The sequence below is a fragment of the Bacillus sp. FSL R5-0416 genome, assembly GCF_037975425.1.
Lineage (GTDB): Bacteria > Bacillota > Bacilli > Bacillales > Bacillaceae > Bacillus > Bacillus subtilis.
This window is the reverse complement of record NZ_CP150252.1, coordinates 1,158,704-1,185,422: the sequence shown is the minus strand read 5'-3', so window position 1 is coordinate 1,185,422 and position 26,719 is coordinate 1,158,704. Positions and strand designations below refer to the sequence as shown.

The window sequence follows — 26,719 nt, the reverse complement described above, 5'->3', positions numbered from 1 at the left end:
ACCTTTTTTTATCGGCCCCAGCGGATTGCAATGGCGCCCCATGTTAGTCCTCCGCCGAACCCTACCATAACGACCACATCGCCGTCTTTGATTTTACCGGCTTCCAATTCTTCTACAAGAGAGATCGGAATGGATGCGGCAGAAGTATTTCCATATTTATGAACAGTTTTAGACATCTTTTCGACAGGAAGCTCTAAACGCTCGCGAGCAGCTTCCATGATACGGATGTTCGCCTGATGCGGAATCAAAAAGTCGACATCCTCTTTTGAAAGTCCGGCTTTTTCAATGACATTTATGCATGATTCTCCCATTTGGCGGACTGCAAATTTGAAAACTTCTCGTCCATTCATGATTGTATGTCGTTTTTCATTCAGATACAAGTGCTGACCGCCTGTGCCGTCGGCTCCTAGTTCAAATGAAAGGATTCCTCTGTCATCACTGACTGGCCCGACTACCGCAGCGCCTGCTCCGTCTCCAAACAGAACGGCTGTATTGCGGTCTTCCCAGTCGGTAATGCTTGAGAGCTTCTCTACACCGACAACTAGAACATGCTTGTAGGTTCCAGATTCAATAAATTGTTTACCGGTTACAACCCCGTACATGAAGCCCGCACAAGCTGCGCTGATATCCATAGCACACGCTTTCTTCGCGCCGAGCTGTTCTTGAATCATACAAGAGACCGTAGGAAATGACTGATCAGGTGTAACAGTTGCAACCAAGATCATATCCAGATCCTCAGCAGCCACTTCAGCTTGTTCCAGCGCATTCTTCGCTGCTGCAACAGCCATATGTGATGAAAACACATCATCTGCTGCGATTCTTCTTTCTTCTATTCCTGTTCTTGTACGAATCCACTCGTCAGAAGTTTCAACCATTTTTTCAAGATCATGATTTGTTAAAACCTTCTCAGGAATGTAACGTCCAACACCAAGTATTCCAGCTTTCATAAGGGAAGACTCCTTTATATCTTAAATTTAGAAGATCAATCAGGTTGTGATCAATTATTAGTATCAGGTACTAATTCTATCCTATTTTTTTTCACATGGCAATATATTCGTCTAAACTATCAGTTCATCTTACTCATAGAGTATGGTATATGGAAAGGAGGCGTATGCAGTTGGATGTGTTTTCAAGAATGATGTTCGGCGATGCAGCAAAACCAACAGAAGAAAAGGAGGAACAACAAGAGGAGGTTTCTCAGACAAACGACGAAGAGACGATTCATTACATGCATATTATGGACCAAATCGGTTCAATTATGAACTCTCTTGATCAAATCAAGCCCGCTTTAAAGGAGCTTGCGCCCATGCTCTCCGCTATTAAAAAGAAAATCATGTGAAAAGCCACTTTCAAAAAAGTGGCTTCTTCTTATTCTGTTTCAGATTTAGCGTCAGACTTGCCAAGCTCATAAGCTTCCGCCATTACCGTTGTAAATAGATTCATAAACGGCTGGATGGCCTCCATTGAGAGCTCAATGCCTGATTTCTCAAGCTGTTCTTTCGCTTCAGGGAGATATTTCATGGCAATTTGCAAGAATTCAAGTGATTTTTCGTGCTGCATGTGACGTCACTCCATTACTCGTTTTTTGGCAGCTCGCCTGTTTTGTTGTATGTTTTGATCAGCTTGGCGATTCTTTGCTGAAAGTCTTTGTCGACGAGCGGGCTGAATGTTCCCATCTCAACGACTCCCGTATTCAGGTCGTAGTAATGATCGCCGCCCTCAAGGGTGCCTTTATTAAATTGTTCAGCAATGATTTCATAGGCCTTGTCCACATTTTGCACCGTGCTGGTTAATACGGTATTCTCGCCCAGATCCGATTGATCTGTGACGTAGCCAATGGCATAAAGACCGTCTTTTTTGATTTGCTGAATAACAGGAACATTATACCCGTCTCCGGCGGGATACACAACATCCGCGCCTTCGTTCTTCATTTTCTGATAAAGCTTTACTGCTGTTGTATCATCATCCCAATGATCCGTATATTTCGTATTTACCTCTATATCCGGATTTTCATACTTGGCCCCTTTGATAAAACCGTCAACCTCAGGCTGCCACGTAAAGGAAGCAATTACACCGACCTGATTCGTTTTCGACATATGGGCAGCAGTCATTCCTCCAAAAAAGCCCATTGCTTCCCCGCTAAAATGGACACTCGTTACATTATCAGCTTTCGCTTTCGCATTGGAAATGACGAATTCCATATCTGGATAATCTTCGCCGACCAAGTTAAACACCTCAGCATATTCACTCCCATGGCCGTAGAGCAGATTGACACCCCTCTTATGAAAATCCTCAATCGCATTTATGATATCTTCTTCTGTTTTAACGCCTTCTTTATAATAGACGTCCACATTGTATTTGGATTGTATATTCAGTAATCCTTTATACCCTTTTGTGCCCCATACGAGGTCATTAATCGTATCAGGAAAGAGCATGCCGACCTTCTCAATTTTTCCTTTGAACGGAGTTTGTCCACATCCACTCAATAAAAGGAGGACAGAAAAGATCATGACAAGCCTTGTGATCAAGTCATGTTCAACTCCTTTTGACAAGCTATAACATGTATTATTTTTATACGTTTATTGTATCTAGAAAACTCGAAACATGGAAGGTTTTTCTTAATATTTGTCGAAAATTGATGAAAATTGTCTTTTCCACTCGATAATTTTTGTTTTTGCTTCTTCTTTTGAGGTTTTCTCTGTGACTTGCAATTCAAAAAGCTGATCTTTGCTATGACGGCTTGGTTCTAACAGGAATCTCAGCAACTCGTCAGCCACGTCGTTTGTGTAATAGCCTTTTTCCTCTGTTTCTTCTTTCCATGGCCCATACATTTTCGGCAGGATCACGGTTTTTTCCGAGCCTGTTTTTTCACGTTTTTCCCATTCTTTTCGGTCTTCTTCATATACTAAAATATAAGGAGAATCACATTGGTCTAAAGGCAAAAAACTTCCGAACTGGATACAAATTGTATCATAATTTTGGTCTCCAATGTGTTCAAGCTGGCGAAAGAGTTCATTTCTCCCAAGCCACATGAGTCTTTCTTCTAAGTACATTTGTCTCATTTTATCTTCTGTTTCCGCCAGAACAACGTCAACATGTATGCCTTCATCCATCATTCGCTCACATAATGAAAGGCCGAAAAATTCGTCCGCACCTACAATCAGCGTTGATTCCATTGCATCTGCCGCCCTTCCGGTTTTTCATTTCCCAAAACAAAACAGCCTCCGCAAAAGAGAAGGCTGCTGTCATTATATTCTCTATAATTCTTTTTCATGACTATGAAAGAATTTGCAAATTGATGCATAAATTCTGCTTGGATGCTCAAATAAATGAAATGTCATGTCGACCGGTGAGCCTTGCTTTTGCTGTTTTTCCTTGAAAACTTCCGCATGTACACTGTAGGGATATGGAGCTCCGGTCATACGCTGCCATATATGAACCGGTACGCCGCTCGGGTAGCTTTGAATTGTTTTATAACGAAGCGCTTCCGCTTCTTTTTCAGAAATTCCGTAGCTTTTCGATACTTCTTTCAAAAATTGCTTATAGAAAAATTTATTTTCTTTTTCCGATTCATAATGTGCCTGAAGATCGAGACAAGGATTCAACATTGCGGCTGAGCGGATATGATCCGGGGAAAAACGAAGCAGTTCATCGGCCACGAGAGCACCCATGCCTTCTGCTAAAATATGAATCTTCGGATTGAGGATTTCCTGCTTCAACACAGAATGTATCAGCTGTTTGGCATAGGTGACTGCTTTTTCCGCCCCCCAATGCCTTCCGAACAGATTGCTGTTAAAAAGAGTGTATCCTTCATTCATCAACATGCTCAGAAGCTGATTTCTGCCATAATGCTGCTGCCAAAAGCTTGAATCATGTCCGACAAAGTGGGTTCTGTCCCCCAAGATAAAGATGCCGAAGCCGTTCGGGCGATAGGGCAGATGAATGACATTATGCTCCGTTCCCAGTTGAAAGTATCTTTCCGTTATTCCCATCGCTTGCCCGCCTCCTTTCACACTTCATCTCACGCTATCTTATGTAAATAGAAAAGAAACGAATAAGGTAAAGTCCTAGCCTTTTACATTTTTGGCTATTATACTGGTTGACGTTTTATATTTTACCATTAAAGTGTGACGAATCAGACTCTTTTGTCACCTCACTTTCTGCTAAAATTGGATTCCCCCTTCGCTTTTTGTATGGTATGATAACTTTTAGAATAGAATGAGAAGGACGAGGTGGAAACGTGCGATATATTATTGCCTTTATTTGGACGTTCCTTTTATCACATATGGCATGCTACTTGGTTGCAAGCATGAACAGCGTTACGTATAATTTCAAAACATCATCTGTCATTGCTGTTGTACTGTATGTCTTAATCATGGTTTTAGCAGAAATCATGCCTATGAACAAAAATGCAAGCCAGCATTAAAAAGCCAAAAACCCAAAACATTTATTGTTTTGGGTTTTTTAGTGGTCACGGCTTTCTTTTGTAGGTCCACAGCCGGTTGTGGTTTGATGTTTCGGGAAACATTTCCCCTGCTGACAGATGGACCTTTTGAGGGTTTTTAACCATGCTCCCTGTCTCGCCGATTTCTACGTAGACACCGTTATTAGGCGCTTTCTGTCCGGGCCGGAATTGGTGCTGCTGTCCCACTGTTTTTCCTCCTTTTCCTTTTTGCTGTAGTATGCGCCTAAGCGGCTGTGAATATGTTGCCATCAAAAAAACTGCTGAGTTTGGCTCAGCAGTTTTTTGATGATTCCCCTTTGTATAAAATGGCCTTCAGCAGTGCTTTTTGCACATGAAGACGGTTTTCCGCCTGCTGGAACACTGCAGAGTTCGGCCCGTCAATAATCTCCGCAGTCACTTCTTCCTCGCGATGCGCAGGGAGACAATGTAAAAATGTATAGTCAGGCTTGGCATGGCTGACTAGCGCCGCATTCACCTGATAAGGCGCAAAGACAGCAAGACGTTCTTGCTCTTCCGCTTCCTGCCCCATGCTTGTAAACACATCAGAATAAATCACGTCCGCGTCTTTTACAGCTTCAATCGGATCATCTGTCAGCGTGATAGAAGAGCCGGATTGAAGTGCATATGTTTTTGCCGCTTCAGCTGCTTCATCTAACACTTCATATCCCTTTGGCGAAGCGATTGAGATATCACAGCCCATTTTCGCGCAGCCGATCATCAAGGAGTGCGCCACGTTATTTCCGTCACCGATGTATGCGACTTTTACGCCTTTAAGCTTCCCTTTTATCTCCTTAATCGTCAAGAGATCCGCCAGCGCCTGGCATGGGTGGTATTTATCGGTAAGTCCATTGATCACCGGAATGTCAGCTTCTTTGGCAAGTTCCTCCACCTTTTCATGTTCAAAGGTCCGGATCATGATGGCATCCACATAGCCTGACAGCACTTTTGCCGTATCAGCGACAGTCTCACCGCGCCCCAGCTGCAGATCTTTCTGGCTTAGAAAGAGGGCGTTCCCGCCGAGCTGCGCCATGCCCGCTTCAAATGAAACACGTGTCCGCGTTGATGATTTTTCAAAAATCATCGCCAAGGTTTTGCCATGGAATATAGGCTGAATTTTGTTTTGTTTCAGCTCACCGGCCTCTGCGAGCAAGGCGTTTATATCCTCTTCACTAAGGTCCTTTAACGTTAATAAATCTTTTCCGTATAAACTGGTTTGCGTCACTGTGTGCATGATGCCACTTCCTTTTTATAGAGGTCTTTGAGAGATACAGGTTGCGGATGGCCTGAACCGCTTTGTAAAAACGCTCGCACAGTTTCTTCTTCTGTAAAGACGGGGATGCCGTGCGTCATGGCTTCCAAACGTTCTTTGCGTGCTTCTTCAGAACCGCTCAGATTAATGTGGAGCGATTTTCCTTCCTGTTCCATCCATGAGGCAAATGTTCCTTCATGTATTGTAAAACCTGCGTTTTCTGCTAACTCCTTCACATCTTCCGGAACGTTTTGCAAATAAATGCTGCCTTTTTGACTCCAGACTCTTGTATAGATTTTTTTCAAGGCGCTGTTAGCATCATATGCGACACACATGCCTTCTCCCGTTGATTTCATTTCCGGTCCAAGCTTGACATCCACATCCTGGATCGCATGAGAAGAAAAAACAGGGAACTTCACGGCAACTCCATGATGATTTTGAACTGTCGGATTTAGATCTTTTAAGGACGCTCCCGCCAGCAGTCGTGTGGCGAGCGGAATCATCGGAACGCCCATTACTTTGCTGACGACAGGAACCGTGCGGCTCGCTCTCGGATTCACTTCAAGAACGAGTATGTTTCCATTGTCGATCACAAATTGAATGTTCATGATGCCTTTAAATGAAAGTTTCCGGGCAATTTTTTGTGCCGCATCTTTCATGCCCTGCTGCAGCCCGCTCGTGATGGACGGTCCCGGAAGAATGGCAAAGCTGTCCCCCGAATGGACACCCGCCCGTTCAATATGCTCGGTATATGTCGGGATAAAGACATCCTCGCCGTCGGAAATCAAATCAATTTCGACTTCCTTTCCAGACACATACTGATCAATCAAAATCGGGTATGGCATGCTGTCCTCATCATTCAGCAGCTGAGAAAGCTGGGCTTGCGAGTCAACAATGATCATGCCCATTCCGCCGATAACATAAGATGGGCGGATTAACACCGGATAGCCGATCTCACTCGCTTTTGAAGCGGCTTCTTCTTTTGTATAGGCAATTTCTCCTTTTGCATGCTTCAATCCCAGCTCATCAAGAAGCTGATAGAATTGATCCCGATCCTCTAACACATCGAGCGTTTCAAACGAAGTGCCGAGAAGGGTAATGCCGGCTTTTTCGAGTGCTTCAGCAGCATTGATTGCAGTTTGGCCGCCGAATTGCACGATTGCAAAATCAATATTCTCCTGCTCCGCCACGTTTACAATATGCTCCGTTGTCATCGGTTCAAAATACAGGCGATCCGCAATTTCATAATCGGTGCTGACCGTTTCCGGGTTATTGTTAATCATGATGGTTTCGAACCCAAGCTCTTGCAGTGTCAGCACGCCGTGAACCGCACTGTAATCAAATTCAACGCCTTGGCCGATCCGAATCGGGCCTGATCCGATAATGAGCGCGCGTTTTTTCTCTTTGCGGCTGATGTCTCCATCGGTCTCTCCGAAATATGTGGAGTAAAAATAGTTTGTTTTCGCATCAAACTCTGCCGCGCATGTATCGACAATTTTGAAGGAAGGCGTAATGCCCATCTCCTTGCGAAGCACGCGCACCTCTTCTTCTGTTTTGCTGATCAGCGAGGCAATCGTTGCGTCTGAGAATCCCTTTTCCTTTGCTTTCTTCAATAATTCAAAAGAGAGATCGCTCCCTGCTTCCATCAGGCGGTTTTCCAATTTGATGATGTTGTCAAAGGTATGAAGGAAAAACGGATCAATTTTTGTTTTTTCATGGATGTCATCAATCGAGACGCTGCGGCTCAACAGCTCCATGACAACGAAAAATCTGCGGTCATCCGGAGTGATTGCCAAATCCCATAGCGTATCAATTGACAACCCGCTGAGCTCTGGAAGGTGTGTCCCGATATTTTTTAATTCAAGCGACGCGGCTGCCTTTTGTATCGCCGCTTCTAAATTCCGTTCAATCGCCATCACTTCACCGGTGGCTTTCATTTTTGTGCCAAGCTTGCGGTCTGCGTTTTTGAATTTATCAAACGGCCAGCGCGGAAATTTGACGATCACATAGTCCAGTGCCGGTTCAAAGCTTGCGTAAGTCGAGCCTGTGAGCGGATTTTTCAGCTCGTCAAGGGTGTATCCGACTGCCAGTTTCGCGGCCATCTTCGCAATCGGATAACCGGTCGCTTTAGATGCGAGAGCCGATGACCGGCTTACACGCGGATTCACTTCAATGACGTAATATTGCTTGCTGAATGGATCAAGCGCGAATTGAATGTTACAGCCGCCTACAACATCAAGTGCTGAGATGATCGTCAGACTTGCTGTCCGCAGCATTTGATAGTCTTCGTCTGTCAATGTTTGTGACGGCGCCACAACGATAGAGTCACCTGTATGCACGCCGACCGGATCGATATTTTCCATATTGCAGACGGTAATGCATGTGTTATTGCTGTCACGCATGACTTCATATTCAATTTCTTTAAAACCGGCAATGCTTTTTTCGACAAGGCATTGATTGATCGGACTTGCTAATAGCGCCTGTTTAATCATAGCTGTAAAGGCTTCTTTATCAGGGGCGATTCCTCCGCCCTTTCCGCCTAATGTGTAAGCCGGTCTGATAATAACAGGAAAACCGATGGATTCCGCAAAATGGAGGGCATCGGCCTCGTTATCAACAATTTCACTCTCCGGCACGGGCTGTTTTAATTCATTCATTAACGAACGGAATTTTTCCCGGTCCTCTCCTTTTTGTATCGTTTCAACAGATGTGCCGAGGAGTTTGACGCCGTGCTCTTTTAAAACACCCGTTTCTTCAAGCTCCACCGCTAAATTCAACGCGGTCTGACCGCCTAAATTGGCAAGGAGCCCATCAGGCCGTTCTTTCTTAATGATGGCTGTCAGGCTTTCTGCTGTCAGAGGCTCAAAATAAATTTCATCAGCGAAGGCTTCATCAGTCATAATTGTCGCCGGATTGCTGTTGACGAGAATGACCCGGTAGCCCTCCTCCTTCAGCGCGATGCACCCTTGAGTGCCTGAATAATCAAATTCTGCCGCCTGCCCGATGATGATCGGGCCTGAGCCGATTACTAATATGCTTGAAATACTGGTGTCTTTAGGCATGCGCGATTTCTCTCCTTGCTGGTATCACATTCTTTAGATAATCATCAAAAATCCATTCGCTTTCCGCAGGTCCGGGATGGGCTTCCGGGTGGAATTGAACACTCATGACAGGCAGTTTTTTATGGGCAAGCCCTTCAACTGACGTATCATTGACATGATGAAACCTGATGGTGAGCTCTTCTTCATTAATCGACTGTTCATCAACCACATAGCTGTGGTTTTGGCTTGTCATAAAGACCCGTTTCGTCTCACGGTCGATGACCGGATGATTAGCTCCCCTGTGCCCGAATGGCAGCTTAAAAGTATTCCCTCCAAACGCGAGCGCGATCAGCTGATGTCCGAGACAAATGCCTAGAGTCGGAAAGCGGCTGATGATGCTTTTGATCTTTCCTAAATATGGATGGATTGCTTTCGGATCTCCAGGTCCGTTCGATAGCACAATGCCATCGGGTTTGATGTTGTATACGGCCTCCATTTGCTGGTATGGCACCACGGTAACCTTGCAGCCTCGTTTGACAAGTGATGATGCGATTGACTTTTTATAGCCAAAATCAATGAGAGCGATATGTTTATTCCCGTCGCCAAATGTGCTGATTTCCTGGGCGGAAGCCTGCTCTGCCACATTCTCTGGTTGAAGGGCAATCTCAGCTCCTTCTTTAGAGGCTGTGACTGTCGCACCCATCGTCCCGTTTGCCCGGATTTTTTTCACGACAGCCCTCGTATCAACATGGGTTAACAGCGGAATGTTCCATTTCTGTAAATACTCCTTGAGGCTGTATACCGCTTCATAATGAGAAAAGTGATCACACGCCTCATAGACAACCGCGGCTTTTACTTGCGGTTTCTTGCTTTCAAAATCCTTTTCATTTATGCCGTAGTTGCCAATCAGCGGGTAGGTAAATACAATAATCTGTCCCTTATATGATGGATCTGTCAGCACTTCCTGGTAGCCTGTCATTCCTGTGAAAAAAACAGCTTCTCCCGTACAGTTTTCATGACCGTCCAGCTCGCCGCTGAACGATGTCCCATCTTCTAACACTAAATAACCTTCCATCTAACAGCCCACCTCTTGATGAATAATTAATTATAAAAATGCATTTTTATGCCTTTATATCGAAAAAAAATCACTGGTTTACAGCGGAATGATGAGCGATTGCCTGTTTCAGCTTGCTGACGGCTTCTGCTATTTCATCCTTAGTTACGGTGAGCGGCGGCAGCAGCCGAATCACGTTCGGGCCGGCCGGCAATACAAGCAAGCCTAATGTCTGCAATTCAGCAATAATGTCAGCAACCGGGCCATCACACTCAATTCCAAGCATTAATCCTTTACCTCGGATTTGTTTAACAAAAGGGCTCTTTAGCTCTGCCTCAAGCTGTTCTTTTAAAAGCGCCCCTTTGTCAGCAGCCTCTTGCAAAAAGTCAGGCTGGAATACAATTTGCAATGTGGCATTCACAGCAGCCATCGCCAGCATGTTTCCTCCGAAAGTCGTTCCGTGAGAACCAGGGGTAAACGCTTCTCCAAGCTGTTTTTTTCCGATGACAGCGCCGACCGGAAAGCCGTTTCCCAATCCTTTGGCGACTGTAATGATATCCGGTGAGAGTCCGAAGTCCTCATATGCGAAGCCTTTTCCCGTCCGTCCGATGCCGGTCTGAATTTCATCAATAATGAGAAGAGCTTGCTTTTCCTTGCAAAACGACTGTACGGCTGATAAAAATTCAGCGCTCGCCGGATTGACTCCTCCTTCTCCCTGCACTGTTTCAAGCATCACCGCGGCAATATCGCCTTCCTCCCCAAGAGCTTTAAAAGCAGAAGGATCATTGTATGGCAGGTAGTGAAAGCCTTCAAGCATCGGGCCGAAGCCTGTTTTGATTTTATCCTGTCCGGTCGCAGCCATCCCAGCATACGTGCGGCCATGGAACGACTGAAGAAAAGTGATGATTTTTGTTTTTCCAGTTGCTTTTCTGGCAAGCTTTATCGCACCTTCATTCGCCTCCGCGCCGCTGTTGCAGAAAAAGACTAGATCTCCCGCACTATGCGCTGCCAGCTTCTGCGCCGCTTGCTCTTGGAGACTGTTTTGAAACAGGTTGGATACGTGCCATACGCTGTCAAGCTGTTTTTTGACTGCCTCTGTCACCGCTTCATGGCAGTGTCCTAGATTTGATACCGCAATCCCCTGAATGAAATCGAGGTACGTTTTGCCGTTTTGATCCTCAACGTACGTTCCCTTTGCTTTTTTGATGTCAATATCCCAACGGCCGTAGGTTTGAAACAAGCTGCTCATGAAACAGCCTCCTTTGCTTTGACGATTTTTGTCCCTTGAAAGGTTTGTTCTGCGAAGAATGATCCTTTTCCGTTTACGATCATGACTTCAGACACCTGATCTGATAAAGCTGACAAGGCTGAATTGACCTTCGGGATCATCCCTCCTGTGATCACTTCCTGCTTGATCAGCATCTGAATCTCCTTAGGGGTCAGGACGTCCAGACGCTGCTTTTCCTTCATGATTCCATCGACATCCGTGACGAACATCAGCTTATCGGCTTCAAGCGCTCCGGCGACTGCTGAAGCAGCCAGATCAGCATTTACATTCAGCGTTTTGCAGTCGCTTGTCATAGACAGCGGCGCAATAACTGGGATGATGCCATTTTCCATCAGCGCGTTCACCATGGACGCATCGACTTTTTTGATTTCTCCCACTTCTCCGTATGTTTCCGGATCTAGATAATCAGCCTCCAAAAGACCTCCATCCTTACCAGAAATGCCTGCGGCTCGCAGTCCGTGTTTGGCAAGCTCAGCAACGAAAAATTTATTGACAGAACCGGATAAAACCATTTCCGCCACTTCCAGCACCGGCTTCGTTGTTTTCCTCTGTCCGCCCGAAAACTCTGTCTTGATATTTAACCGTTTCAGCATATTCGTGATTTCCGGTCCCCCGCCATGTACGATCGCCAGCTTCCAGCCTGACGCCATCAGCTCTTTCAGATTTTGAAAAAATTCTTCCGACAGCTCACGGATGACGCTTCCCCCGCATTTAAAAACGATTGTTTTCTTCATTTCGCTCCCCTTTATTACGTGCGATAGCTCGCGTTAATTTTGATATAGTCATAGGTCAGGTCACAGCCCCACGCTCTCCCGTTTCCGTCCCCTTCATCCATCTTGATGACAATGGTGATTTCATCTCCTTCAAGGTATTCCTTGGCGAGAGATTCAGAGAATGGCTGAGGCTCGTTATTCTTAAACAGGCATTGGCCGCCAAGATAAACCTCTACTTCTTCTGCCGTCACTTGAGCTGCGGAGTGTCCAATGGCTCCGATGATCCGCCCCCAGTTGGCATCTGTTCCGTATACTGCCGTTTTCACGAGATTTGAGCCGACAATCTTTTTGGCAATGACGTTTGCATCAAGATTGTTTTTCGCTCCCTGTACTTGTGCTTCAATTAGTTTTGTCGCGCCTTCTCCGTCTCTGGCAATCTCTTTAGCCAGATCCTCACAAGTGAGCAAGAGTGCTTTTTTAAAGACCTGCCAGTCTGGATGGTCTTCTGTCAGGCACTCGTTTTCGGCGCAGCCATTCGCCATAACTAATACCATATCGTTCGTGGATGTTTCTCCGTCAACTGTGATTTGGTTAAATGAAACGTCAGTGATTTCCCGAAGCGCCTTTTGCAGCGCTTTTTCTTCGATTGCCGCGTCAGTTGTCACAAATCCCAGCATCGTGGCCATGTTCGGGTGTATCATCCCTGAGCCTTTGGCCGCTCCGCCGATCGTGACTGTTTTGCCGCCGATTGCCAGTTCATAGCACGTCTGCTTGATCACCGTATCAGTTGTTAAAATTGCTTCCTCAAAATCGCCTGATCCCGCAGGTGTTTCTTTCAGCAGCTCGATCCCCGCGTGGATTTTTTCCATGTCTAAATGCTCGCCGATGACACCCGTTGATGAAATAGCGACAAGCTCCGGCTCAATGCCAAGCTGTGAAGCAAAGCTCTCCCGCATTGTGTATGCGTCCTTTAGGCCTTGTTCTCCCGTGCAGGCATTGGCAATGGCACTGTTGACGATGACGGCTTTCAGTGTCGGTCCGTGCTTTAAGCTGTCTTGTGTCACTTTGATCGGAGCAGCCTGAAAGTGGCTTTGGGTATAAACTGCTGCGCTCACAGCCGGTGTCTCGCTGATAATGACGCCGAGGTCTTTTTTCGAGTAGCGCAGCCCGCAATGCACACCCTTTGCCTGAAACCCTTTTGGCGAGGATACATCCCCTGTTACTTTTACAATTTGATCTTCACTTAACTGAATCATGGTTCGATTCTCTCCCGTTCTATGGATAAATTGGCGTGATGGTGAGTCCAGTTTCTTCATTCCAGCCATTCATCAAATTAAAGTTTTGCACTGCCTGACCGGCGGCACCCTTCATTAGATTATCGATTACCGAGACGATCGTGACTCTGTTCGTTCTCTCATCGAGGGTCACGGCGATATCACAGAAATTGCTGCCGTACACTTCTTTCGTTTGCGGGTACTGACCTTTTGGCCTCACTCTCACAAAATATGAATCTTGGTAAAATTCCGAATATAAATCATGCAGGTCATCTGCTGATAGATCACAGGTTAATCTGGTATACATCGTCGCCATGATGCCCCTTGTCATCGGAACCAAGTGAGCCGAAAATGTAATGGGCCCGAGGCCTGGCTGCCATTCATTCAGCGCCTGCTCAATTTCCGGCGTGTGCTGATGTTCATTGACTTTGTAAATTTTAAAATTGTCGTTCAGCTCAGAAAAATGGGTTCCCATGGATGCTTTTCTTCCCGCTCCGGAAACACCCGTCTTCGCGTCAACGATAACGAAAGATTCATCGAGCAGTTTCTTTTGAGCCAATGGCGCGAGGCCAAGCAAAACAGCTGTTGGAAAACAGCCTGGATTGGCAATGAGTTTCGCCTGTTGAATTTGCTGTTGATTCAGTTCTGCCAGACCGTATACCGCCTCTTGAATCACCGCCTTCGGTGCCGCTGTCCGTTTATACCATTTTTCATATTCAGCCGGTTCTTGTATCCTCAGATCACCTGACAGATCAATAACCGGAATTCCCGCGTCTGCCAGCTTTGGAGTCAATTCACTTGATACTCCGGGCGGCGCAGCGAGAAACATGATATCTATTTCGTGTTTGATCGTATTCATATCAATCGGCTTCAGCTGCTGATCCGCTAAGCCGGTAAGATGAGGATAACCCTCGCTATAGACATTCCCTTCTCCGCTGGATGAATAAAGTATGCATTCCTCTGCATGAGGATGTTGCGAAAGAATCCTGACAAGTTCGGTGCCTCCATATCCTGTAGCACCTACAATTCCTATTTTCAAAACAAGTTCACCCTCTTGGTCTTTGTGAAATTATTTAACATTATAACATGAATAAAAATTAATTCAATCGTATATTTAATATTTTTATTCATTTATAAATTTTCTGTTCAATGGAAATTCCGCTCAAAAAAATCAGCATGACTTCAGCACAAAAACGTTGATGCGGCACCGCATTTCAGCCGCATAAAAAAACAGGCTGACCGCGTCAGCCTGTTTTCATCATCATCAATCCACTCAAAAAATATAGAATAGAGCTTGCATAAAAAATCATTTGCACTGTAAAAAAGTCAGCGAGAAAGCCCCCGAGCATAATGGCTGCTGCTGAAAAGACAGCTGTCCAAAAATGGTAATTTCCAATCTTCTTTCCACGCTCTCCGCTGTCTGTAAAATTAGCGATCAGCACTTTTTCTCCATGCTTTTGCATCGCTCCAAAGAGCCCTAACAGCACTTGGACGATGTACACTTGAACGACGCTTCCGATATGCGGGACATATAAAAGCAGAACAGCCATCCCCCACGAGTTCAGAAGCAGAAAATAACGGCTGTCAAACCTTTCAGACAGCCGTCCGAGGAGCGGGTAAATGAGCGCTCCGCTTAACCCGAACAATCCGTAGGAAAAACCGAACTGTGTGTAGCTTGAGCCGATATTTTTCACAAACAGAATATAAAACGGAAAGATTAAGCTGCTTGCGAAAAACACGCTGCTTTGTGATAATGTCAGCCATTTTAATTTGTTTTTCCCCATTATTTATACCTCTGATAAAAGTAATTCATAAAGCGCTCATCCGGGTCATAGGTTCGTTTTTTCTGAAAAAACGCTTCACTTTTCGGATATGCCTGTCTCATTTGCGCTTTTGTCTGGTAGGTCATATAAGGCAGATAATAGCTGCCGCCGTGCTTGATGGCAACGTCTGTCATGTGCCTGATGATTCGGGCAGTATCTGCCTGGTCTTCTTTTGAAAAGCCCTCGTTTATTAATAGTACGAGCGAAAACATATCGTCCTTCGCATAGGAAAGGTCGGCCTTTTCATTTTTCTGCACGTAGCGGATCGTAATGTTCAGCAGGTTCAGATCTTCGTCCGACAGCGTTTGTCTCAGGTCATCAATATAGGACCCATACTCCTTCACGGGCACAAAGTATTCTTGCAAAACATCTGTGTTGTCATTGTTTTCATACTCAAGAAACTTTGATTCGGACCGCATGACGTTATTGCGTGAAATCTCTGTGCCGTTTTGGCTCAGGAAATAGGATTGCTGTGTGTCCCACAGCCAATTCCTGCCCCATTCATACCGTCTTGACAAACCGAGTGCAAACTTTGTGGCTCCCGTATACTCATCTTCTTTGAGATCGCTGTATGATGGCAGTTGATCCTGATGATCAGCCAATACGTAATTCGTGACATACATGTCTTTCAGAAATCCTTTTTTCGCTGTTGAAATTCGCGCCAGATGCATTCGGACATCTGGATTTCCTTTTACATGCTTTGAAAAATAGTCTGAGTATGTGCTGTAATTCATTTTTTCTGTCTTCATGACATACAGCTCATCATCTGTCAGCTCAAGCGTTACATCAAGAATCACGCCAAAAAGGCCGTACCCTCCGATGACCGCCGTAAACAAATCATCTTTTGGAGTGACAGTGATAATCGTCCCGTCAGCTTTTAAAAGCCGAAATGATTTGACTGTATCAATCAGCGAGCCGTAGCGAATATCACGTCCGTGTGCATTAGCGCTGAGAGATCCGCCGATTGTAAAAATGTTTTGTGACTGCATGACTTTTACCGCGAGTCCGTATGGATTCACGTATTTCTGGATATCATTCCACGTTGCACCGCTTTGCACCCTGATGGTTTTCTTCTCTTGATCGAGTGACAGGATTTTGTTGTAGCCCGTCATGTCGAGAACGATGCCGTCCTCATAATATGTATGGCCACCCATGGAGTGCTGGGCCCCGGCGATTGAAATTTTTATGTTTTTTCGATTTGCCTCTTTGACTGTGTCAATGAGCGTTTCCTCTTCCTGCCCTTTCACTGTCTGCTTTATTTTTACAGGCATCAGGCGGCTGACATCCGTCATCTCGCTTGTGTCTGTTTTTTGCTCTGGGTTCACAGAGTACGCAAACAGGGCCGCATACGCGCCAGTACAAAGCGCGAATGCAAGCAATTTCTTTTTCATAGTGCTCTCCCTGCTGTTTTTTATGACTATTATACCATGACTGCGTCCTCATTTTTCCAAATTATCTTCTTGCCCGTTTTTCGGCACGGCGGTCGGCGACGATAAAGCAGGCGTGAATCGCGCCCGGCAGCCAAAAGATACAGGTCAATATGAGATTCAGCAAGGCCTGAAACGGTTTTCCCGAAAACAAAACAGCAAGCGGCGGGCATAAAACTGCCAGCAGGTACATCATTTCCTTTCACTCCTTTCAGCTGTAAAAAAGGACAGCCTCACATATCAGGCTGTCCTCTTTTGTTTTATTGAATGCCAAGCGCAATTTTTGCGTATCTGGACATTTTATCCCTAGTCCAAGGCGGATTCCATACAATGTGAACCTCTGTGTCTTTCACCTCAGGAAGGTCCGCTAATGCTTTTTTCACCTCATCCACGATAATCGGCGCTAAAGGGCATCCCATTGATGTCAGTGTCATCGTCACGTGCGTTAAGCCGTCTTCATCCATGTCAACGTCGTATACCAAACCAAGGTTCACGATATCAACGCCAAGCTCAGGATCGACAACCTGTTCCAGGGCGCCCATGATGTTTTCTTTTAATGCTTCTTCCACGTTCCCTCACTCCTTTTTTCTACAGTATAACGTAAATTCAGCTCTTGTTAATAACTTCGTGCTTTATAAGTACGTTTCAAACCATTCAATCGTTTTTAACACAGCTGCCCGCGGGACTTTATGGTCAGCGTTTTCATCTCCGATAAATTGCAGGCGTTCCGGCTGCTCGCTGTAATGGGATTTGATCGTGTCATAAAATTTCCGGGTCGGCGCGTAAGGCACGACCTTATCTTTTGCACCATGCCAAAATAAAAGCGGGCGCTGTTGCAGTTTCTCCGGCTGAAGGCTGAGATCCCGCAATTCGAGATGTTTCATCAGCTGCTGTACCTTCTCTTCCGGCACATCGATTTCAATGCCCTGAGATTGAATATGGTCAATCTGCTGCTGAAACAGCTCCACGTAATTGGGGCTTCCCATCAGGCTGACGCCGGCTTTTATCCAATCATACGCAGTCAAAGCGCCAAGCGTTGTGATGCCGCCCATTGACGTGCCTGCGAGACCGATGCGGCCGCCGTCTATCAGGCCCTCTTTTTCAAAATGGTTTTTAAGTACGCCGATCTCTTCAATCTCGTTTAGGACGATATCCCAAAAATGCCCCGCCAGCTCTTCGACAGCCATTTCTTCTCCCCGTTCCCCATGGTGCAAAGCCTCCGGCAGAACGGCTCTAAAACCCTTCTCCGCAAGCAGGTAAGCAATATGAAGGTTGTGTTCCTTCGCGCTTGTAAAACCATGGATAAAGATCACGAGAGGAACAGCGCGGTGCCTATTCTCTTCCTTTACAATATGTAAAAACGGAATACCGGAAACGGTTTGATTCTCAATTTGTATCACAATGTGCCCCTCCTTAGGATAACCATAATCATAAGTGTAACATGTAGACAATAAAGATGGTAAAAAGCTACACTGTAAGTAAGGCAAAACAAGCAAAATCTAAGGTTAAAGGAGCTTTTCATGGAGACAAAACCCTATTTAATCGCATTAGATTTAGATGGAACATTATTAAAGGATGATAAAACCATATCTGAAAACACCCTTCAGACGATACAGCGCCTAAAAGATGACGGGCATCATGTCTGCATCTCAACAGGCCGTCCGTATCGTTCAAGTTCCATGTACTACCAGCAGATGGAGCTGACAACGCCAATTGTCAATTTTAACGGAGCATTTGTCCATCATCCGCAAGACGACAGCTGGGGACGGTATCATACGTCGCTGCCGCTTGATGTTGTCAAACAGCTCGTGGATATCAGCGAGAGCTACAACGTACATAACGTGCTTGCTGAAGTCATTGATGACGTATACTTTCATTACCATGATGAGCACCTGATTGATGCCTTTAACATGAACACAACAAATGTAACGGTCGGAGACTTGCGGGAAAATCTCGGTGAAGATGTGACGTCCGTACTCATACATGCAAAGGAAGAGGATGTGCCGGCAATACGCTCATATTTATCGGATGTGCATGCCGAGGTGATCGACCATAGAAGATGGGCCGCTCCGTGGCATGTCATTGAAATTATCAAAAGCGGCATGAATAAAGCGGTCGGCCTGCAGAAAATCAGCGATTATTACGGCGTGCCTAGGGAGCGGATCATTGCTTTTGGAGATGAGGATAACGATTTGGAAATGCTTGAATTTGCAGGCTGCGGCGTTGCAATGGGAAATGGAATTGACGCGGTCAAGCAGATTGCCAACCGAACTACGGCCACAAATGAAGAGGACGGCGTGGCAAGGTTTTTGAAAGAATATTTCTCACTTTAAAGAAGGTCCGTATTAATTTTTCCCACTCATAAACCTTACTTTCCCCCACCATACTATTGAAGACGACTCATCTCGTCAAAGTATGGAAGGGGGCAGTCTCAAAATGGGTAAACGAAGCAAATCCAGAAGGTTTATTCAGCAGGGTAAAGACTCCATCGGGCTACACGCCGCAAGATTTCCATATCGGTCTACTTTAGAAGAAGCTCACCAGCATGCCGCGGCACGAGACTCGGCTGAAAGGCAGTATGAATATTAAATGAGAAATGAACTGTTTCAGCAGGCAAAATCATTTGTTCAACAGGCGGTCATGGTGACAAACGGCTTTGAGGAAGGCGATCAGGAGCAAGCGATTCTGAGAGCCAAAAATGCTGTATCTTCTGCGTATGCCAATTCGACAGATGCGGAACGTCAACAGTTGCATCAATTTCAAAATCAGCTGGACAAACTGCAATAAAAAAAGGCTATGGCGACTCGCCATAGCCTCTTATTTGACTTCAAACTGCTGAACAGCCTGAACCTGCTTGAGATTTTCCGCCCTGCCCTTAAATGTCACCTTGACCTCATAGGTTCCGGGCTCCGGGACTTCCTTCCACACATCAGAGAAATCATATGTTTCTCCAGATTCAAGCGTCAGGTTTTGAAAAGCCTGCGTAAACATTTTGTCTTTCGAATAACGGTATCTTTCTTTGTGCTCAGAATCATACACGACAAGTTCAAATTTTTGCCCTGTGCTGAATTGAAACTCAATAGCACGTTCGCTTTGGTTCTTCAGCGACATGTTAAACTTGATTTGTTCAGGCTCCTGAATTGCGTCAATAGATAAAACAACCTCTTGATTCTCCATTCCGCCTGATACCTCCTTATCGGGTTCTGTCTGCTCATCTTTCCCGCAGCCTATCAAAAGCAGCACGGGGAGGAGCATCACAAGCAGCCGTTTCACGACTTCCACCTGCTTTCGTCAGTCTTTTCTAAAGAAACCAAAAATCCCTGTCGTTTGAACGATGTTCGTAAATGCTTTTGGATCAACTTCTTTGACGATCTTTTCTAAATCGTACAGTTCATACCTCGTGATGACGATAATCATCATTTCTTTCTGTTCGTTCGTAAAAGCTCCTTTTGCCGGAACAGTTGTGATGCCGCGCACCATTTTTCCGTAAATGGCTTCCTTGATTTCGTCCGCTTTTTTCGTCACAATCATTGCCGTAAGCTTCATATGGCGAGTGTGAATGGCGTCGATCACCCTCGTTGTCACATATAGTGTAACCAGGGTATATAATGCTTTCTCCCAACCTTGCAATAATCCTGCCGTCAAGATGATAATCCCGTTCAGAATGAAGAAATACGTGCCGACGGGTTTATCCTTCCACTTTGCAAGTACCATGGCGACGATATCAAGCCCGCCTGTCGAAGCTCCGTATTTTAATGTTAAGCCGATACCGACTGCGGAAATGACGCCGCCGAACACCGCGTTCAGCAAAATGTCATGTGACAGGCTTGTTTCCGGCAGGATCCCCATAAACAGAGTAGTGAGTGCGACACTTAAAATGCTGTACACTGTAAACGATTTGCCGACCTTCAGCCATCCTAAAATACCGACCGGAATGTTTAAGAGGAACAAGAGCGTTCCCGTCGATATGTAAAAGGGGGCATATTGATCAACGACGCTTGATAAAAGCTGGGCAACACCTGTAAATCCGCTGGCATATACATCTGCAGGTATCAAAAATAAGTTCAGCCCGGCAGCATTGAGTAAAGCGCCGATGATGACGATGAGTAATTTTTTTGTTTGATCTAGTACCATGGCATGTTCCTCCGCTCTTTCTTCTTTATTATGTTTTCCCTTAAAACAAATATTTGAACACGATTTTGGCAAATTAATATGATATAGTTGGCTTAACTCTCATGATAACGAGCGATAACGGAAAGAAGGGAAGCAATATGACAGTTCATCTCATCGCTGACAGCGCTACTGATTTGCCTCGTTCTTATTTTGAAGAAAAAGGCATTGGCTTTATTCCGCTCAGGGTTTCTCTCGGCGATAAAGAATTCGAAGATGCAGTCACAATTCATGCGGATCAAATATTTGAAGCGATGCAAAATGGAGAAACACCTAAGACGTCCCAAGCTTCACCGCAAACGATTAAAAATGTGTTTTTGCAATATGCCGAAACAGGTGATCCCGCTCTTTACATTGCCTTTTCCTCAGGTCTCTCCGGCACGTATCAGACAGCTGTAATGATCGCCAATGAAGTGAAGGAGGAATTCCCCGATTTCGATTTGCGGGTCATTGATTCCAAATGCGCTTCATTAGGATACGGTCTGGCTGTCCGGCATGCTGCCGATCTCTGTATCAACGGGAATACAATACAAGAAATTGAAACGTCTGTAAAGAACTTTTGCAGCCAGCTTGAACACATTTTTACCGTTGATGATTTAACATATCTCGCGAGGGGCGGCCGGATATCCAAAACGTCCGCTTTTGTCGGCGGCCTGTTGAATATTAAACCGCTGCTTCAGATGGAGGACGGCAAGCTTGTGCCTCTGGAAAAAATCCGCGGACAGAAGAAACTTTTCAAACGGATCATCGAGCTTATGAAAGAGCGCGGGGATGATTGGAGCGATCAAACCGTCGGGATCAGCTACGCCGCGAACAAAGAAAAAGCCACGGACATGAAACACCTGATTGAGGAAGCGTTCAAGCCGAAAGAAATCATTATGCATCCAATCAGTTCAGCAATCGGCTCGCATGCCGGTCCAGGTACATTGGCGATATTCTTTTTAAGAAAATGAGCAAACAAAAACAGTCAGGACACAGAGTCTGACTGTTTTTGTTTGCTCATAGAATTCCGACAGCCTCATACGCCTTTTCGACTGAAGCTGATTGCTTCGAGCCTTCACCGTATAAATCATTGGCAGCTTCAATCGCCGCTTGCTTCATCATGCTGAAATCTGTAGATGCCGTTACATAATATGTTAAAGCCCGATAGTAAATTTGTTCACTTGCTTCACGCCCAATCCCTTCAACCTGTACACCGTGGTGCACGCCTCCTTCTGCAAGAAGATAAGCTGCTTTATTGTGAATGGACGAATTGATATGGACTCCGCCATAATCCTCTGTTCCTGTGTAGCGGTTCGAGTAATGATCTGGATTTCCCTGCTTAGATGGGTCCTCCAATGACCGCAATGAATCTCCTGCAATACCAGGAGTATAGACATCTTCGCCGATCTCCCAATCATCACGGTCAGCCATCGCGCCCATAATGTCAGAAATGGACTCATTTAATGCACCGGGTTCTCCTTGATATAAAAGACCGGCGGAATACTGTGTGACTGCGTGTGTGATTTCATGCGCGACAATGTCGAGCGATCCAGACAGCGGCTTAAATTTCGAACCGTCTCCATCCCCGTATACCATCTGGACACCGTTCCACGCAGCATTGTTCCATTGTTTGCCGACATGCACGGTAGACGTAATCCTTGCTCCGTTTTGATCAAAAGAATCACGGCCAAATGTCTTGCTGTAATAATCGTAAACGGCTTGCGCATTTGCGTGTGCGTCTACAGCCGCAGGTTCATTAAATACGGACGTGCCGCTGACTATTTCTTTGCCCGTATACCCGATTAGTTGAGACAAAAGCGTAAACAAGGTTTCGTTCAGGTTCTTCGCGTCAAATGTATTGATCCCTTTTCCCCTTGTTTCGTCAGCCAAATAAAAGCGCCCATTTTGTTCTGTGACGTCAAAGCTTTTTTCATCACCTGATACGCCGATTCCTGTACCTGCCGCTTCATGAATGGCATTAAAGGACTCAATGACCTTTCCGTTTTTGGCATCGATGAAATAATGCCAATAGCCAGGATCAGGTTCAGATGTCGAGAGTCTCACAAGGTAGGCGAGATCATATTCACCGTCGTGTGGATAGATATATAATTCGCCTTTTGGTTCCCCATCAAGATATTCGATTTTTCCAATGGAAGCCTCGAGCTCACGCCTTGCTGTATGTATTGCTTTTTTCTCAGAAATAGACGGTGTGATGGAGACGTCCTTGATTTGCGGATGCACCTTTCCAAAGAAACTTTTCACTTGTTTGTTTTCCTTCATCGCGACCGCTTGTTCAAAGCCGTAAATCGGAATTCCTTTGTAAACCTCCGTTAATTTAAAAAACGTTTGTTTTGTTTTTGGATCCTTTATGGTTTTCGAAATGCGAAAATGACTGTTCGCATTCCCTTTGAGCTTAAACTGCGTTTGATGCTTGTCAAGATAGGAAAATAGCGATTCTTTCTGGGTTGTGTTTTGTACCGGCTTCTGCGATGACTTTTCGATGATGTATGAAGGGGTTTGATACGTATGGTCGTATTTGATGCTTTGATCAGCTGAGGCATGTGTTACAAAAACCATTTGGGCCGCCGTGCATAAGCCGGCCAGTAATAGAGATGTCTTGGTCAGGTTGCGCAAAACACCACATCCTTCCTATTTTGGAATCTACCATTTTTCTTCATCCTATCAAAAATACAAAAACTTGTATGTGGTGCTTCGTTCTTATTTTCCCAAAAAAGAAGGGCGGAGATATTTCGCTCTGCCCTTCTTTTTCTACTCTACTAATTTTTTATTGACATAAATAATAACCCCTGCTCCATATGCCAGTATAAGCGGAGGTATGAGCTGCTCCTGACCTTGAAATGAGATAAAACTATTCAGCAAAATGAACAAACCGGAATTCAAGAAAAAGTAGCCTGCTATTCTGGCCAGCCGGTCTTTATCCCGTATACGCGCCTCGTTAAACCCAGCCAGCATCCAGGTTTGTTTTTTGATTCCGACAAAATAGGCAACCACAAAGAATAAAAGCGCGATGACAATTAATAGATAATTGATGCTGATTTCCATCTTACAGCCTCCTACAAGATTACTTGATGTTAAGAAAAAGAAAAAAAGCGGCGCAGCTTACTGCAATCAGCAGCAGGACGACAAGCGCATTGAGGAACGGGCTCAAAAGAAGCAGCACTGCTAAAAACAGCAGATAAACCGCACCGACTCGCGAAATCGTAACAATCTCCTTTTGAGAGCGCATTTTGTTTTTTCTGACACCTGCAAACATCATCAATTTTTTTCGCTTCCATACATATCCGGCGAGCACCATTAAATAAACAGCCAGCGGCAGCTGTCTGAAGTCGGACGGCAGCAGCGGCAGGGCGATAATCGTGACAATGAGAAGGACCGAAAGCCAGCTTTTGCCCAATAAAGACCTCCTCCTTTTCGTCTCTCCCCCATCACCCATCATCAATTCGGCAAGCTCCTTCGGATGAGAAAATTCAGATTCAACAGCTTCCTGCAGTTCCTCTTCACTAAGGCCGGCTTTGATTCTGTCTTGAACGAAAGCGGTGATATGCCCCTTTAATTCGTCGATAGCGTTTTCTCTCTCTACATCAGGCATATTCGCCAGCTCTGCATTTAGTTCCTCCATGTATCGGTCAATGATAAGCTGTCCATTCATAGCAAATCCCCCGATAAAGACAGTAAGGCTTGATGGGTTTCCAGGTATTTCTCCAGCCGTTCTTTTAACATTTCTTCTCCTTTTTGCGTCATTTTGTAATACTTTCTTTTCGGGCCGTCCAGTGAATCTTCCCAAAAAAATTCGATCCATCCCTTCTCGGTCATACGTTTCAGAATCGGATAAATCGCTCCCTCTGAAATAGCCAGCGCCGAGGTGGTTTTTAAGGATGACGTCAGCTCATAACCGTACATCGGTTTAGAACGCAGAAGGGATAGGATGGCCAGCTCGAAAATCCCTTTTCGAAATTGAACAATCCAGCGGTCATTAACTTGATTCGTTTTCATGGTTTAAATATATCGAAAAAACCACTATATATCAATCACATATAGCAGTGTAAAATGTCCTGTTTTTCCTTTTAACAAAAATGGAATTTCTCATACTTTTTAACCTTTTTATTACATAAATGTTTTTATATTATGAAAAGTGTAAAAACGATTCTTCAGGTTAAAAGGAGCAGTCGAATGCAGAAATCGATATCATTTTTTGTCATTTTTTCAATCCTTTGGGGTTCACTATTTCTGTTTTCTATTATTGGCAGCTTAGGGACAACCCCGATTCCGCTGACAAAGGACTCCAAATTTCTCATGTCCAGCATCCTCCCTCAGGGCTGGGGCTTTTTCAGCAAAAATCCGCGTGATACTGCAATCGGCTTATATGAGGCTGAAAATGCCAGCGCCAAGGTCAGATGGCCCAATATGAGGGCTGACAACCTATTCGGCCTGTATCGGTATGGGCGGTCACAAGGCGTTGAAATGGGCGTGATCTACAGCCAAGTCGGCAAGGAACAGTGGACAGCATGTAAAGAAAAGGACCTCGGCGCATGCAAAAGCAAAGCCAAAACCGTGCAATTAAAAACACCCGCTCCCCGCCCGCTGCTTTGTGGCAGCTACTATTTGACGAAAGAGGATATTGTTCCTTGGAGCTATTCTAAATACACCCCTTCGTCTTATCAGGTAAAAAGCATAGTCAAGGTTGTGATTTCATGCTCGAAAACATAAAACAGACCATCACCAGATGGGACGAAAGAAACCCGTGGACAAATGTATACGGCCTCGCGCGAAGCATCATTGCGCTATCCAGCCTGCTGACGCTGCTCATCAATCACCCGAGCCTCATTATGAAGCCAGCCAGCGGGATCAGCAGCTATCCAGCTTGTAAAATGAATCTCAGTCTCTTTTGCCTCGGCGAAAATAACTATATGATGTTAAATCTTTTCAGATGGGTCTGCATTGCCATTCTGGTGCTTGTTGTCATTGGCTGGCGCCCCAGAATCACCGGGGTTCTGCATTGGTATGTCAGTTACAGCCTGCAGTCATCGCTGATCGTCATCGACGGAGGCGAGCAGGCAGCAGCCGTCATGACCTTTTTATTGCTTCCCATCACGCTGACCGATCCGAGAAAATGGCATTGGAGCACGAGACCTATAGAGGGCAAAAGAACACTTGGAAAAATAACAGCTTTTATTTCTTATTTTGTGATCAGAATCCAAGTGGCGGTGCTTTATTTTCACTCTACCGTCGCTAAGCTGTCTCAGCAGGAATGGGTGGACGGAACGGCCGTCTATTATTTTGCCCAGGAAAAAACCATTGGCTTCAACGGCTTTTTTCAGGCGTTAACGAAGCCAATTGTAACAAGTCCGTTCGTGGTGATTCCGACATGGGGGACGCTGCTGGTTCAAATTGTCATCTTCGCAGCGCTGTTTGCGCCGAAGAAGCATTGGAGATTGATTTTGATCATCGCTGTTTTTATGCATGAGATTTTTGCAGTCATGCTGGGCCTCATCAGTTTTTCGATTATCATGGCCGGCATTTTGATATTGTATCTCACTCCTATCGATTCCACGATTCAATTTACATATATTCGCAGACTGTTGTGGAATAAAAAACACAAGAAGGGAGAGGTTTCAGTTTGAAGAAGGCGTTTCTAGTTTTTTTGTCGGTTGTATTGGTGACGACTGTGTTTTTGGTGAAGCAGCAAGAAAGTGTGGCACAGGCAAAGCAGCTTGAGTATTCAGGTGAGGAAATTTTTAAAGGCTTTGTGTTTGCCCAAGGGGAAGTTGGCAAACAGCTTCCAGAGGTCTTTAATAAAGCGATGACAGACAAACTCAACACAAAACAGGCAAAGGCTTTTGCCAATCAGGTTGTCGCTGATATTAAAAAAGAGGATGCTGACTTTTTTGATAACCTGAAGAAAGCTGTTTACAGCAAAGATGCATTGAAAGTGGATGAACTGCTGAAAAAAGCAGGTCAAATCGTTAAAGAAAAAGTAGAAGCAGCAAAGGAAATCGCCGCTTCCAAGGATGATACATCCAGAGTTCAGGCCGAGCTTGTCAACACTGTTGATACCGCTAACTATTTCTATTATGTTTCTTATGTTGCTGCAGCCGGTGCCCTGATTCTGATCATTCTCGCCATTGATATTACGCCGATTGCGATTTCAGACAATGTGGATCGCGAAATGGCAATCAGAACACTGGTTGATGAATTAAACTAGACATAAAAAA

General features: G+C 45.1%; 33 protein-coding genes. 9 read left to right on the top strand and 24 right to left on the bottom strand.

What is annotated here, in order from left to right:
• Positions 1 to 8: 8 nt before the first annotated feature.
• The gene (fabH, locus tag NYE20_RS06165; protein WP_160244044.1) at positions 9 to 947 is read right to left on the bottom strand and encodes a beta-ketoacyl-ACP synthase III; all 939 of its coding nucleotides are present in this window, start codon (positions 945 to 947) and stop codon (positions 9 to 11) included.
• A 164-nt stretch (positions 948 to 1,111) separates the two neighbouring features.
• Here fabH and yjzB point away from each other — a divergent pair, with 164 nt between their 5' ends.
• Positions 1,112 to 1,339 carry a spore coat protein YjzB gene (gene yjzB, locus NYE20_RS06160; RefSeq protein ID WP_120027973.1) on the top strand — a complete coding sequence of 76 codons (228 nt, stop codon included), beginning with the start codon at positions 1,112 to 1,114 and terminating at the stop codon, positions 1,337 to 1,339.
• A 29-nt stretch (positions 1,340 to 1,368) separates the two neighbouring features.
• Here the strand turns inward: yjzB and comZ are convergent, their stop codons facing one another.
• The 4 genes from comZ to NYE20_RS06140 form a co-directional block, all read right to left on the bottom strand.
• Positions 1,369 to 1,560 carry a ComG operon transcriptional repressor ComZ gene (gene comZ / locus NYE20_RS06155; protein WP_003224559.1) on the bottom strand — a complete coding sequence of 64 codons (192 nt, stop codon included), beginning with the start codon at positions 1,558 to 1,560 and terminating at the stop codon, positions 1,369 to 1,371.
• Between the two features lie 14 nt (positions 1,561 to 1,574).
• Positions 1,575 to 2,528, bottom strand: coding sequence for a transcriptional regulator Med (gene med, locus NYE20_RS06150; protein ID WP_014476425.1), 954 nt, complete (start codon positions 2,526 to 2,528; stop codon positions 1,575 to 1,577).
• Between the two features lie 90 nt (positions 2,529 to 2,618).
• Positions 2,619 to 3,176: a hypothetical protein gene (locus NYE20_RS06145; RefSeq protein ID WP_029317608.1), complete on the bottom strand. Its 558-nt coding sequence runs from the start codon at positions 3,174 to 3,176 to the stop codon at positions 2,619 to 2,621.
• 81 nt (positions 3,177 to 3,257) lie between these two features.
• Positions 3,258 to 3,992 carry a hypothetical protein gene (locus NYE20_RS06140; protein WP_032721340.1) on the bottom strand — a complete coding sequence of 245 codons (735 nt, stop codon included), beginning with the start codon at positions 3,990 to 3,992 and terminating at the stop codon, positions 3,258 to 3,260.
• Between the two features lie 248 nt (positions 3,993 to 4,240).
• On the opposite strand from NYE20_RS06140, the gene NYE20_RS06135 reads away from it, so the two are divergent.
• Positions 4,241 to 4,426 (top strand): DUF2929 domain-containing protein, encoded by a 186-nt coding sequence (locus NYE20_RS06135; RefSeq protein WP_003245236.1) that lies wholly within the window; start codon positions 4,241 to 4,243, stop codon positions 4,424 to 4,426.
• 45 nt (positions 4,427 to 4,471) lie between these two features.
• Here NYE20_RS06135 and NYE20_RS06130 read toward each other — a convergent pair whose 3' ends face one another.
• The 13 genes from NYE20_RS06130 to NYE20_RS06070 all read right to left on the bottom strand — a co-directional run bounded on the left by NYE20_RS06130 (position 4,472) and on the right by NYE20_RS06070 (position 17,734).
• On the bottom strand, positions 4,472 to 4,651 hold the full coding sequence (locus NYE20_RS06130) for a YjzC family protein (RefSeq protein WP_003245356.1): 180 nt from the start codon (positions 4,649 to 4,651) through the stop codon (positions 4,472 to 4,474).
• Between the two features lie 85 nt (positions 4,652 to 4,736).
• Positions 4,737 to 5,696, bottom strand: coding sequence for an ornithine carbamoyltransferase (gene argF / locus NYE20_RS06125; protein ID WP_032721338.1), 960 nt, complete (start codon positions 5,694 to 5,696; stop codon positions 4,737 to 4,739).
• Entirely contained in the window at positions 5,684 to 8,776 is a 3,093-nt protein-coding gene (locus NYE20_RS06120) for a carbamoyl phosphate synthase large subunit (RefSeq protein WP_161621485.1), read from the bottom strand. The genes argF and NYE20_RS06120 overlap by 13 nt, the downstream gene beginning before the upstream one ends.
• Positions 8,769 to 9,830, bottom strand: coding sequence for a carbamoyl phosphate synthase small subunit (locus tag NYE20_RS06115; protein ID WP_021479562.1), 1,062 nt, complete (start codon positions 9,828 to 9,830; stop codon positions 8,769 to 8,771). Before NYE20_RS06115 ends, NYE20_RS06120 begins: the two co-directional genes overlap by 8 nt.
• A gap of 70 nt (positions 9,831 to 9,900) precedes the next feature.
• Entirely contained in the window at positions 9,901 to 11,058 is a 1,158-nt protein-coding gene (locus tag NYE20_RS06110) for an acetylornithine transaminase (RefSeq protein WP_161621484.1), read from the bottom strand.
• Positions 11,055 to 11,831, bottom strand: coding sequence for an acetylglutamate kinase (gene argB / locus NYE20_RS06105; RefSeq protein ID WP_014476417.1), 777 nt, complete (start codon positions 11,829 to 11,831; stop codon positions 11,055 to 11,057). Before argB ends, NYE20_RS06110 begins: the two co-directional genes overlap by 4 nt.
• Positions 11,832 to 11,845: 14 nt before the next feature.
• Positions 11,846 to 13,066 (bottom strand): bifunctional ornithine acetyltransferase/N-acetylglutamate synthase, encoded by a 1,221-nt coding sequence (gene argJ, locus NYE20_RS06100; protein ID WP_339184794.1) that lies wholly within the window; start codon positions 13,064 to 13,066, stop codon positions 11,846 to 11,848.
• A gap of 19 nt (positions 13,067 to 13,085) precedes the next feature.
• Complete coding sequence (gene argC, locus NYE20_RS06095) at positions 13,086 to 14,123, bottom strand: N-acetyl-gamma-glutamyl-phosphate reductase (RefSeq protein WP_021479565.1); 1,038 nt, start codon at positions 14,121 to 14,123, stop codon at positions 13,086 to 13,088.
• Between the two features lie 205 nt (positions 14,124 to 14,328).
• Complete coding sequence (locus NYE20_RS06090) at positions 14,329 to 14,868, bottom strand: MFS transporter (RefSeq protein ID WP_003232993.1); 540 nt, start codon at positions 14,866 to 14,868, stop codon at positions 14,329 to 14,331.
• Entirely contained in the window at positions 14,868 to 16,298 is a 1,431-nt protein-coding gene (locus NYE20_RS06085; protein ID WP_161621482.1) for an FAD-binding oxidoreductase, read from the bottom strand. Before NYE20_RS06085 ends, NYE20_RS06090 begins: the two co-directional genes overlap by 1 nt.
• A 61-nt stretch (positions 16,299 to 16,359) precedes the next feature.
• Positions 16,360 to 16,530 (bottom strand): YqaE/Pmp3 family membrane protein, encoded by a 171-nt coding sequence (locus NYE20_RS06080; RefSeq protein ID WP_003232996.1) that lies wholly within the window; start codon positions 16,528 to 16,530, stop codon positions 16,360 to 16,362.
• A gap of 64 nt (positions 16,531 to 16,594) precedes the next feature.
• A complete protein-coding gene (locus tag NYE20_RS06075; RefSeq protein WP_014479422.1) occupies positions 16,595 to 16,903 on the bottom strand; it encodes a metal-sulfur cluster assembly factor in 309 nt (102 codons plus the stop codon).
• 63 nt (positions 16,904 to 16,966) lie between these two features.
• Complete coding sequence (locus NYE20_RS06070) at positions 16,967 to 17,734, bottom strand: prolyl oligopeptidase family serine peptidase (RefSeq protein ID WP_161621481.1); 768 nt, start codon at positions 17,732 to 17,734, stop codon at positions 16,967 to 16,969.
• Between the two features lie 120 nt (positions 17,735 to 17,854).
• Here NYE20_RS06070 and yitU point away from each other — a divergent pair, with 120 nt between their 5' ends.
• From yitU to NYE20_RS06055, 3 genes are all read left to right on the top strand, one after another.
• Entirely contained in the window at positions 17,855 to 18,667 is an 813-nt protein-coding gene (gene yitU, locus NYE20_RS06065; protein WP_021479570.1) for a 5-amino-6-(5-phospho-D-ribitylamino)uracil phosphatase YitU, read from the top strand.
• A gap of 103 nt (positions 18,668 to 18,770) precedes the next feature.
• Entirely contained in the window at positions 18,771 to 18,923 is a 153-nt protein-coding gene (locus NYE20_RS06060) for a hypothetical protein (RefSeq protein WP_003245103.1), read from the top strand.
• On the top strand, positions 18,924 to 19,121 hold the full coding sequence (locus NYE20_RS06055; protein WP_003245613.1) for a DUF3813 domain-containing protein: 198 nt from the start codon (positions 18,924 to 18,926) through the stop codon (positions 19,119 to 19,121). It begins immediately after the preceding gene.
• Between the two features lie 30 nt (positions 19,122 to 19,151).
• Here NYE20_RS06055 and NYE20_RS06050 read toward each other — a convergent pair whose 3' ends face one another.
• Together NYE20_RS06050 and NYE20_RS06045 are read right to left on the bottom strand one after the other, a co-directional pair.
• Positions 19,152 to 19,607: a BsuPI-related putative proteinase inhibitor gene (locus NYE20_RS06050; RefSeq protein ID WP_014479419.1), complete on the bottom strand. Its 456-nt coding sequence runs from the start codon at positions 19,605 to 19,607 to the stop codon at positions 19,152 to 19,154.
• Between the two features lie 18 nt (positions 19,608 to 19,625).
• Complete coding sequence (locus tag NYE20_RS06045; protein ID WP_003245017.1) at positions 19,626 to 20,468, bottom strand: YitT family protein; 843 nt, start codon at positions 20,466 to 20,468, stop codon at positions 19,626 to 19,628.
• 137 nt (positions 20,469 to 20,605) lie between these two features.
• Between NYE20_RS06045 and NYE20_RS06040 the strand changes: the two genes are divergently transcribed.
• Complete coding sequence (locus tag NYE20_RS06040; protein WP_014476410.1) at positions 20,606 to 21,457, top strand: DegV family protein; 852 nt, start codon at positions 20,606 to 20,608, stop codon at positions 21,455 to 21,457.
• A 46-nt stretch (positions 21,458 to 21,503) separates the two neighbouring features.
• On the opposite strand, the gene nprB is transcribed toward NYE20_RS06040, so the two are convergent.
• The 4 genes from nprB to NYE20_RS06020 form a co-directional block, all read right to left on the bottom strand.
• Positions 21,504 to 23,120, bottom strand: a complete 1,617-nt coding sequence (gene nprB / locus NYE20_RS06035) for a neutral protease NprB (RefSeq protein WP_015715662.1) — start codon at positions 23,118 to 23,120, stop codon at positions 21,504 to 21,506.
• Positions 23,121 to 23,255: 135 nt separating this feature from the next.
• Entirely contained in the window at positions 23,256 to 23,549 is a 294-nt protein-coding gene (locus tag NYE20_RS06030; protein ID WP_003233021.1) for a DUF3784 domain-containing protein, read from the bottom strand.
• Positions 23,550 to 23,568: 19 nt separating this feature from the next.
• Positions 23,569 to 24,156 (bottom strand): hypothetical protein, encoded by a 588-nt coding sequence (locus NYE20_RS06025; protein ID WP_046160269.1) that lies wholly within the window; start codon positions 24,154 to 24,156, stop codon positions 23,569 to 23,571.
• The gene (locus tag NYE20_RS06020; RefSeq protein WP_003245674.1) at positions 24,153 to 24,500 is read right to left on the bottom strand and encodes a PadR family transcriptional regulator; all 348 of its coding nucleotides are present in this window, start codon (positions 24,498 to 24,500) and stop codon (positions 24,153 to 24,155) included. Before NYE20_RS06020 ends, NYE20_RS06025 begins: the two co-directional genes overlap by 4 nt.
• A gap of 177 nt (positions 24,501 to 24,677) precedes the next feature.
• On the opposite strand from NYE20_RS06020, the gene NYE20_RS06015 reads away from it, so the two are divergent.
• From NYE20_RS06015 to NYE20_RS06005, 3 genes are read left to right on the top strand one after another with little or no spacing between them, the layout of a single operon-like run.
• Positions 24,678 to 25,214, top strand: coding sequence for an SdpA family antimicrobial peptide system protein (locus tag NYE20_RS06015; RefSeq protein ID WP_003245405.1), 537 nt, complete (start codon positions 24,678 to 24,680; stop codon positions 25,212 to 25,214).
• Positions 25,199 to 26,128 (top strand): sporulation-delaying protein SdpB family protein, encoded by a 930-nt coding sequence (locus NYE20_RS06010; RefSeq protein ID WP_003233028.1) that lies wholly within the window; start codon positions 25,199 to 25,201, stop codon positions 26,126 to 26,128. Before NYE20_RS06015 ends, NYE20_RS06010 begins: the two co-directional genes overlap by 16 nt.
• Positions 26,125 to 26,709, top strand: a complete 585-nt coding sequence (locus NYE20_RS06005) for a sporulation delaying protein family toxin (RefSeq protein WP_161621480.1) — start codon at positions 26,125 to 26,127, stop codon at positions 26,707 to 26,709. Before NYE20_RS06010 ends, NYE20_RS06005 begins: the two co-directional genes overlap by 4 nt.
• The last annotated feature ends 10 nt before the right edge of the window (positions 26,710 to 26,719 follow it).

Coding starts and splice junctions, on each gene's coding strand:
- NYE20_RS06040 (WP_014476410.1), top strand. CDS start 20,606: ATGACAGTTCATCTCATCGCTGACAGCGCTACTGATTTGCCTCGTTCT.
- NYE20_RS06145 (WP_029317608.1), bottom strand. CDS start 3,176: ATGGAATCAACGCTGATTGTAGGTGCGGACGAATTTTTCGGCCTTTCA.
- NYE20_RS06080 (WP_003232996.1), bottom strand. CDS start 16,530: ATGATGTACCTGCTGGCAGTTTTATGCCCGCCGCTTGCTGTTTTGTTT.
- NYE20_RS06030 (WP_003233021.1), bottom strand. CDS start 23,549: ATGGAAATCAGCATCAATTATCTATTAATTGTCATCGCGCTTTTATTC.
- fabH (WP_160244044.1), bottom strand. CDS start 947: ATGAAAGCTGGAATACTTGGTGTTGGACGTTACATTCCTGAGAAGGTT.
- argB (WP_014476417.1), bottom strand. CDS start 11,831: ATGAAGAAAACAATCGTTTTTAAATGCGGGGGAAGCGTCATCCGTGAG.
- NYE20_RS06015 (WP_003245405.1), top strand. CDS start 24,678: ATGCAGAAATCGATATCATTTTTTGTCATTTTTTCAATCCTTTGGGGT.
- NYE20_RS06045 (WP_003245017.1), bottom strand. CDS start 20,468: ATGGTACTAGATCAAACAAAAAAATTACTCATCGTCATCATCGGCGCT.
- comZ (WP_003224559.1), bottom strand. CDS start 1,560: ATGCAGCACGAAAAATCACTTGAATTCTTGCAAATTGCCATGAAATAT.
- NYE20_RS06140 (WP_032721340.1), bottom strand. CDS start 3,992: ATGGGAATAACGGAAAGATACTTTCAACTGGGAACGGAGCATAATGTC.
- NYE20_RS06090 (WP_003232993.1), bottom strand. CDS start 14,868: ATGGGGAAAAACAAATTAAAATGGCTGACATTATCACAAAGCAGCGTG.
- NYE20_RS06025 (WP_046160269.1), bottom strand. CDS start 24,156: ATGAATGGACAGCTTATCATTGACCGATACATGGAGGAACTAAATGCA.
- NYE20_RS06120 (WP_161621485.1), bottom strand. CDS start 8,776: ATGCCTAAAGACACCAGTATTTCAAGCATATTAGTAATCGGCTCAGGC.
- NYE20_RS06020 (WP_003245674.1), bottom strand. CDS start 24,500: ATGAAAACGAATCAAGTTAATGACCGCTGGATTGTTCAATTTCGAAAA.
- argJ (WP_339184794.1), bottom strand. CDS start 13,066: ATGATTCAGTTAAGTGAAGATCAAATTGTAAAAGTAACAGGGGATGTA.
- NYE20_RS06055 (WP_003245613.1), top strand. CDS start 18,924: ATGAGAAATGAACTGTTTCAGCAGGCAAAATCATTTGTTCAACAGGCG.
- argF (WP_032721338.1), bottom strand. CDS start 5,696: ATGCACACAGTGACGCAAACCAGTTTATACGGAAAAGATTTATTAACG.
- NYE20_RS06010 (WP_003233028.1), top strand. CDS start 25,199: ATGCTCGAAAACATAAAACAGACCATCACCAGATGGGACGAAAGAAAC.
- yitU (WP_021479570.1), top strand. CDS start 17,855: ATGGAGACAAAACCCTATTTAATCGCATTAGATTTAGATGGAACATTA.
- NYE20_RS06085 (WP_161621482.1), bottom strand. CDS start 16,298: ATGAAAAAGAAATTGCTTGCATTCGCGCTTTGTACTGGCGCGTATGCG.
- NYE20_RS06115 (WP_021479562.1), bottom strand. CDS start 9,830: ATGGAAGGTTATTTAGTGTTAGAAGATGGGACATCGTTCAGCGGCGAG.
- NYE20_RS06060 (WP_003245103.1), top strand. CDS start 18,771: ATGGGTAAACGAAGCAAATCCAGAAGGTTTATTCAGCAGGGTAAAGAC.
- yjzB (WP_120027973.1), top strand. CDS start 1,112: ATGCAGTTGGATGTGTTTTCAAGAATGATGTTCGGCGATGCAGCAAAA.
- NYE20_RS06110 (WP_161621484.1), bottom strand. CDS start 11,058: ATGAGCAGCTTGTTTCAAACCTACGGCCGTTGGGATATTGACATCAAA.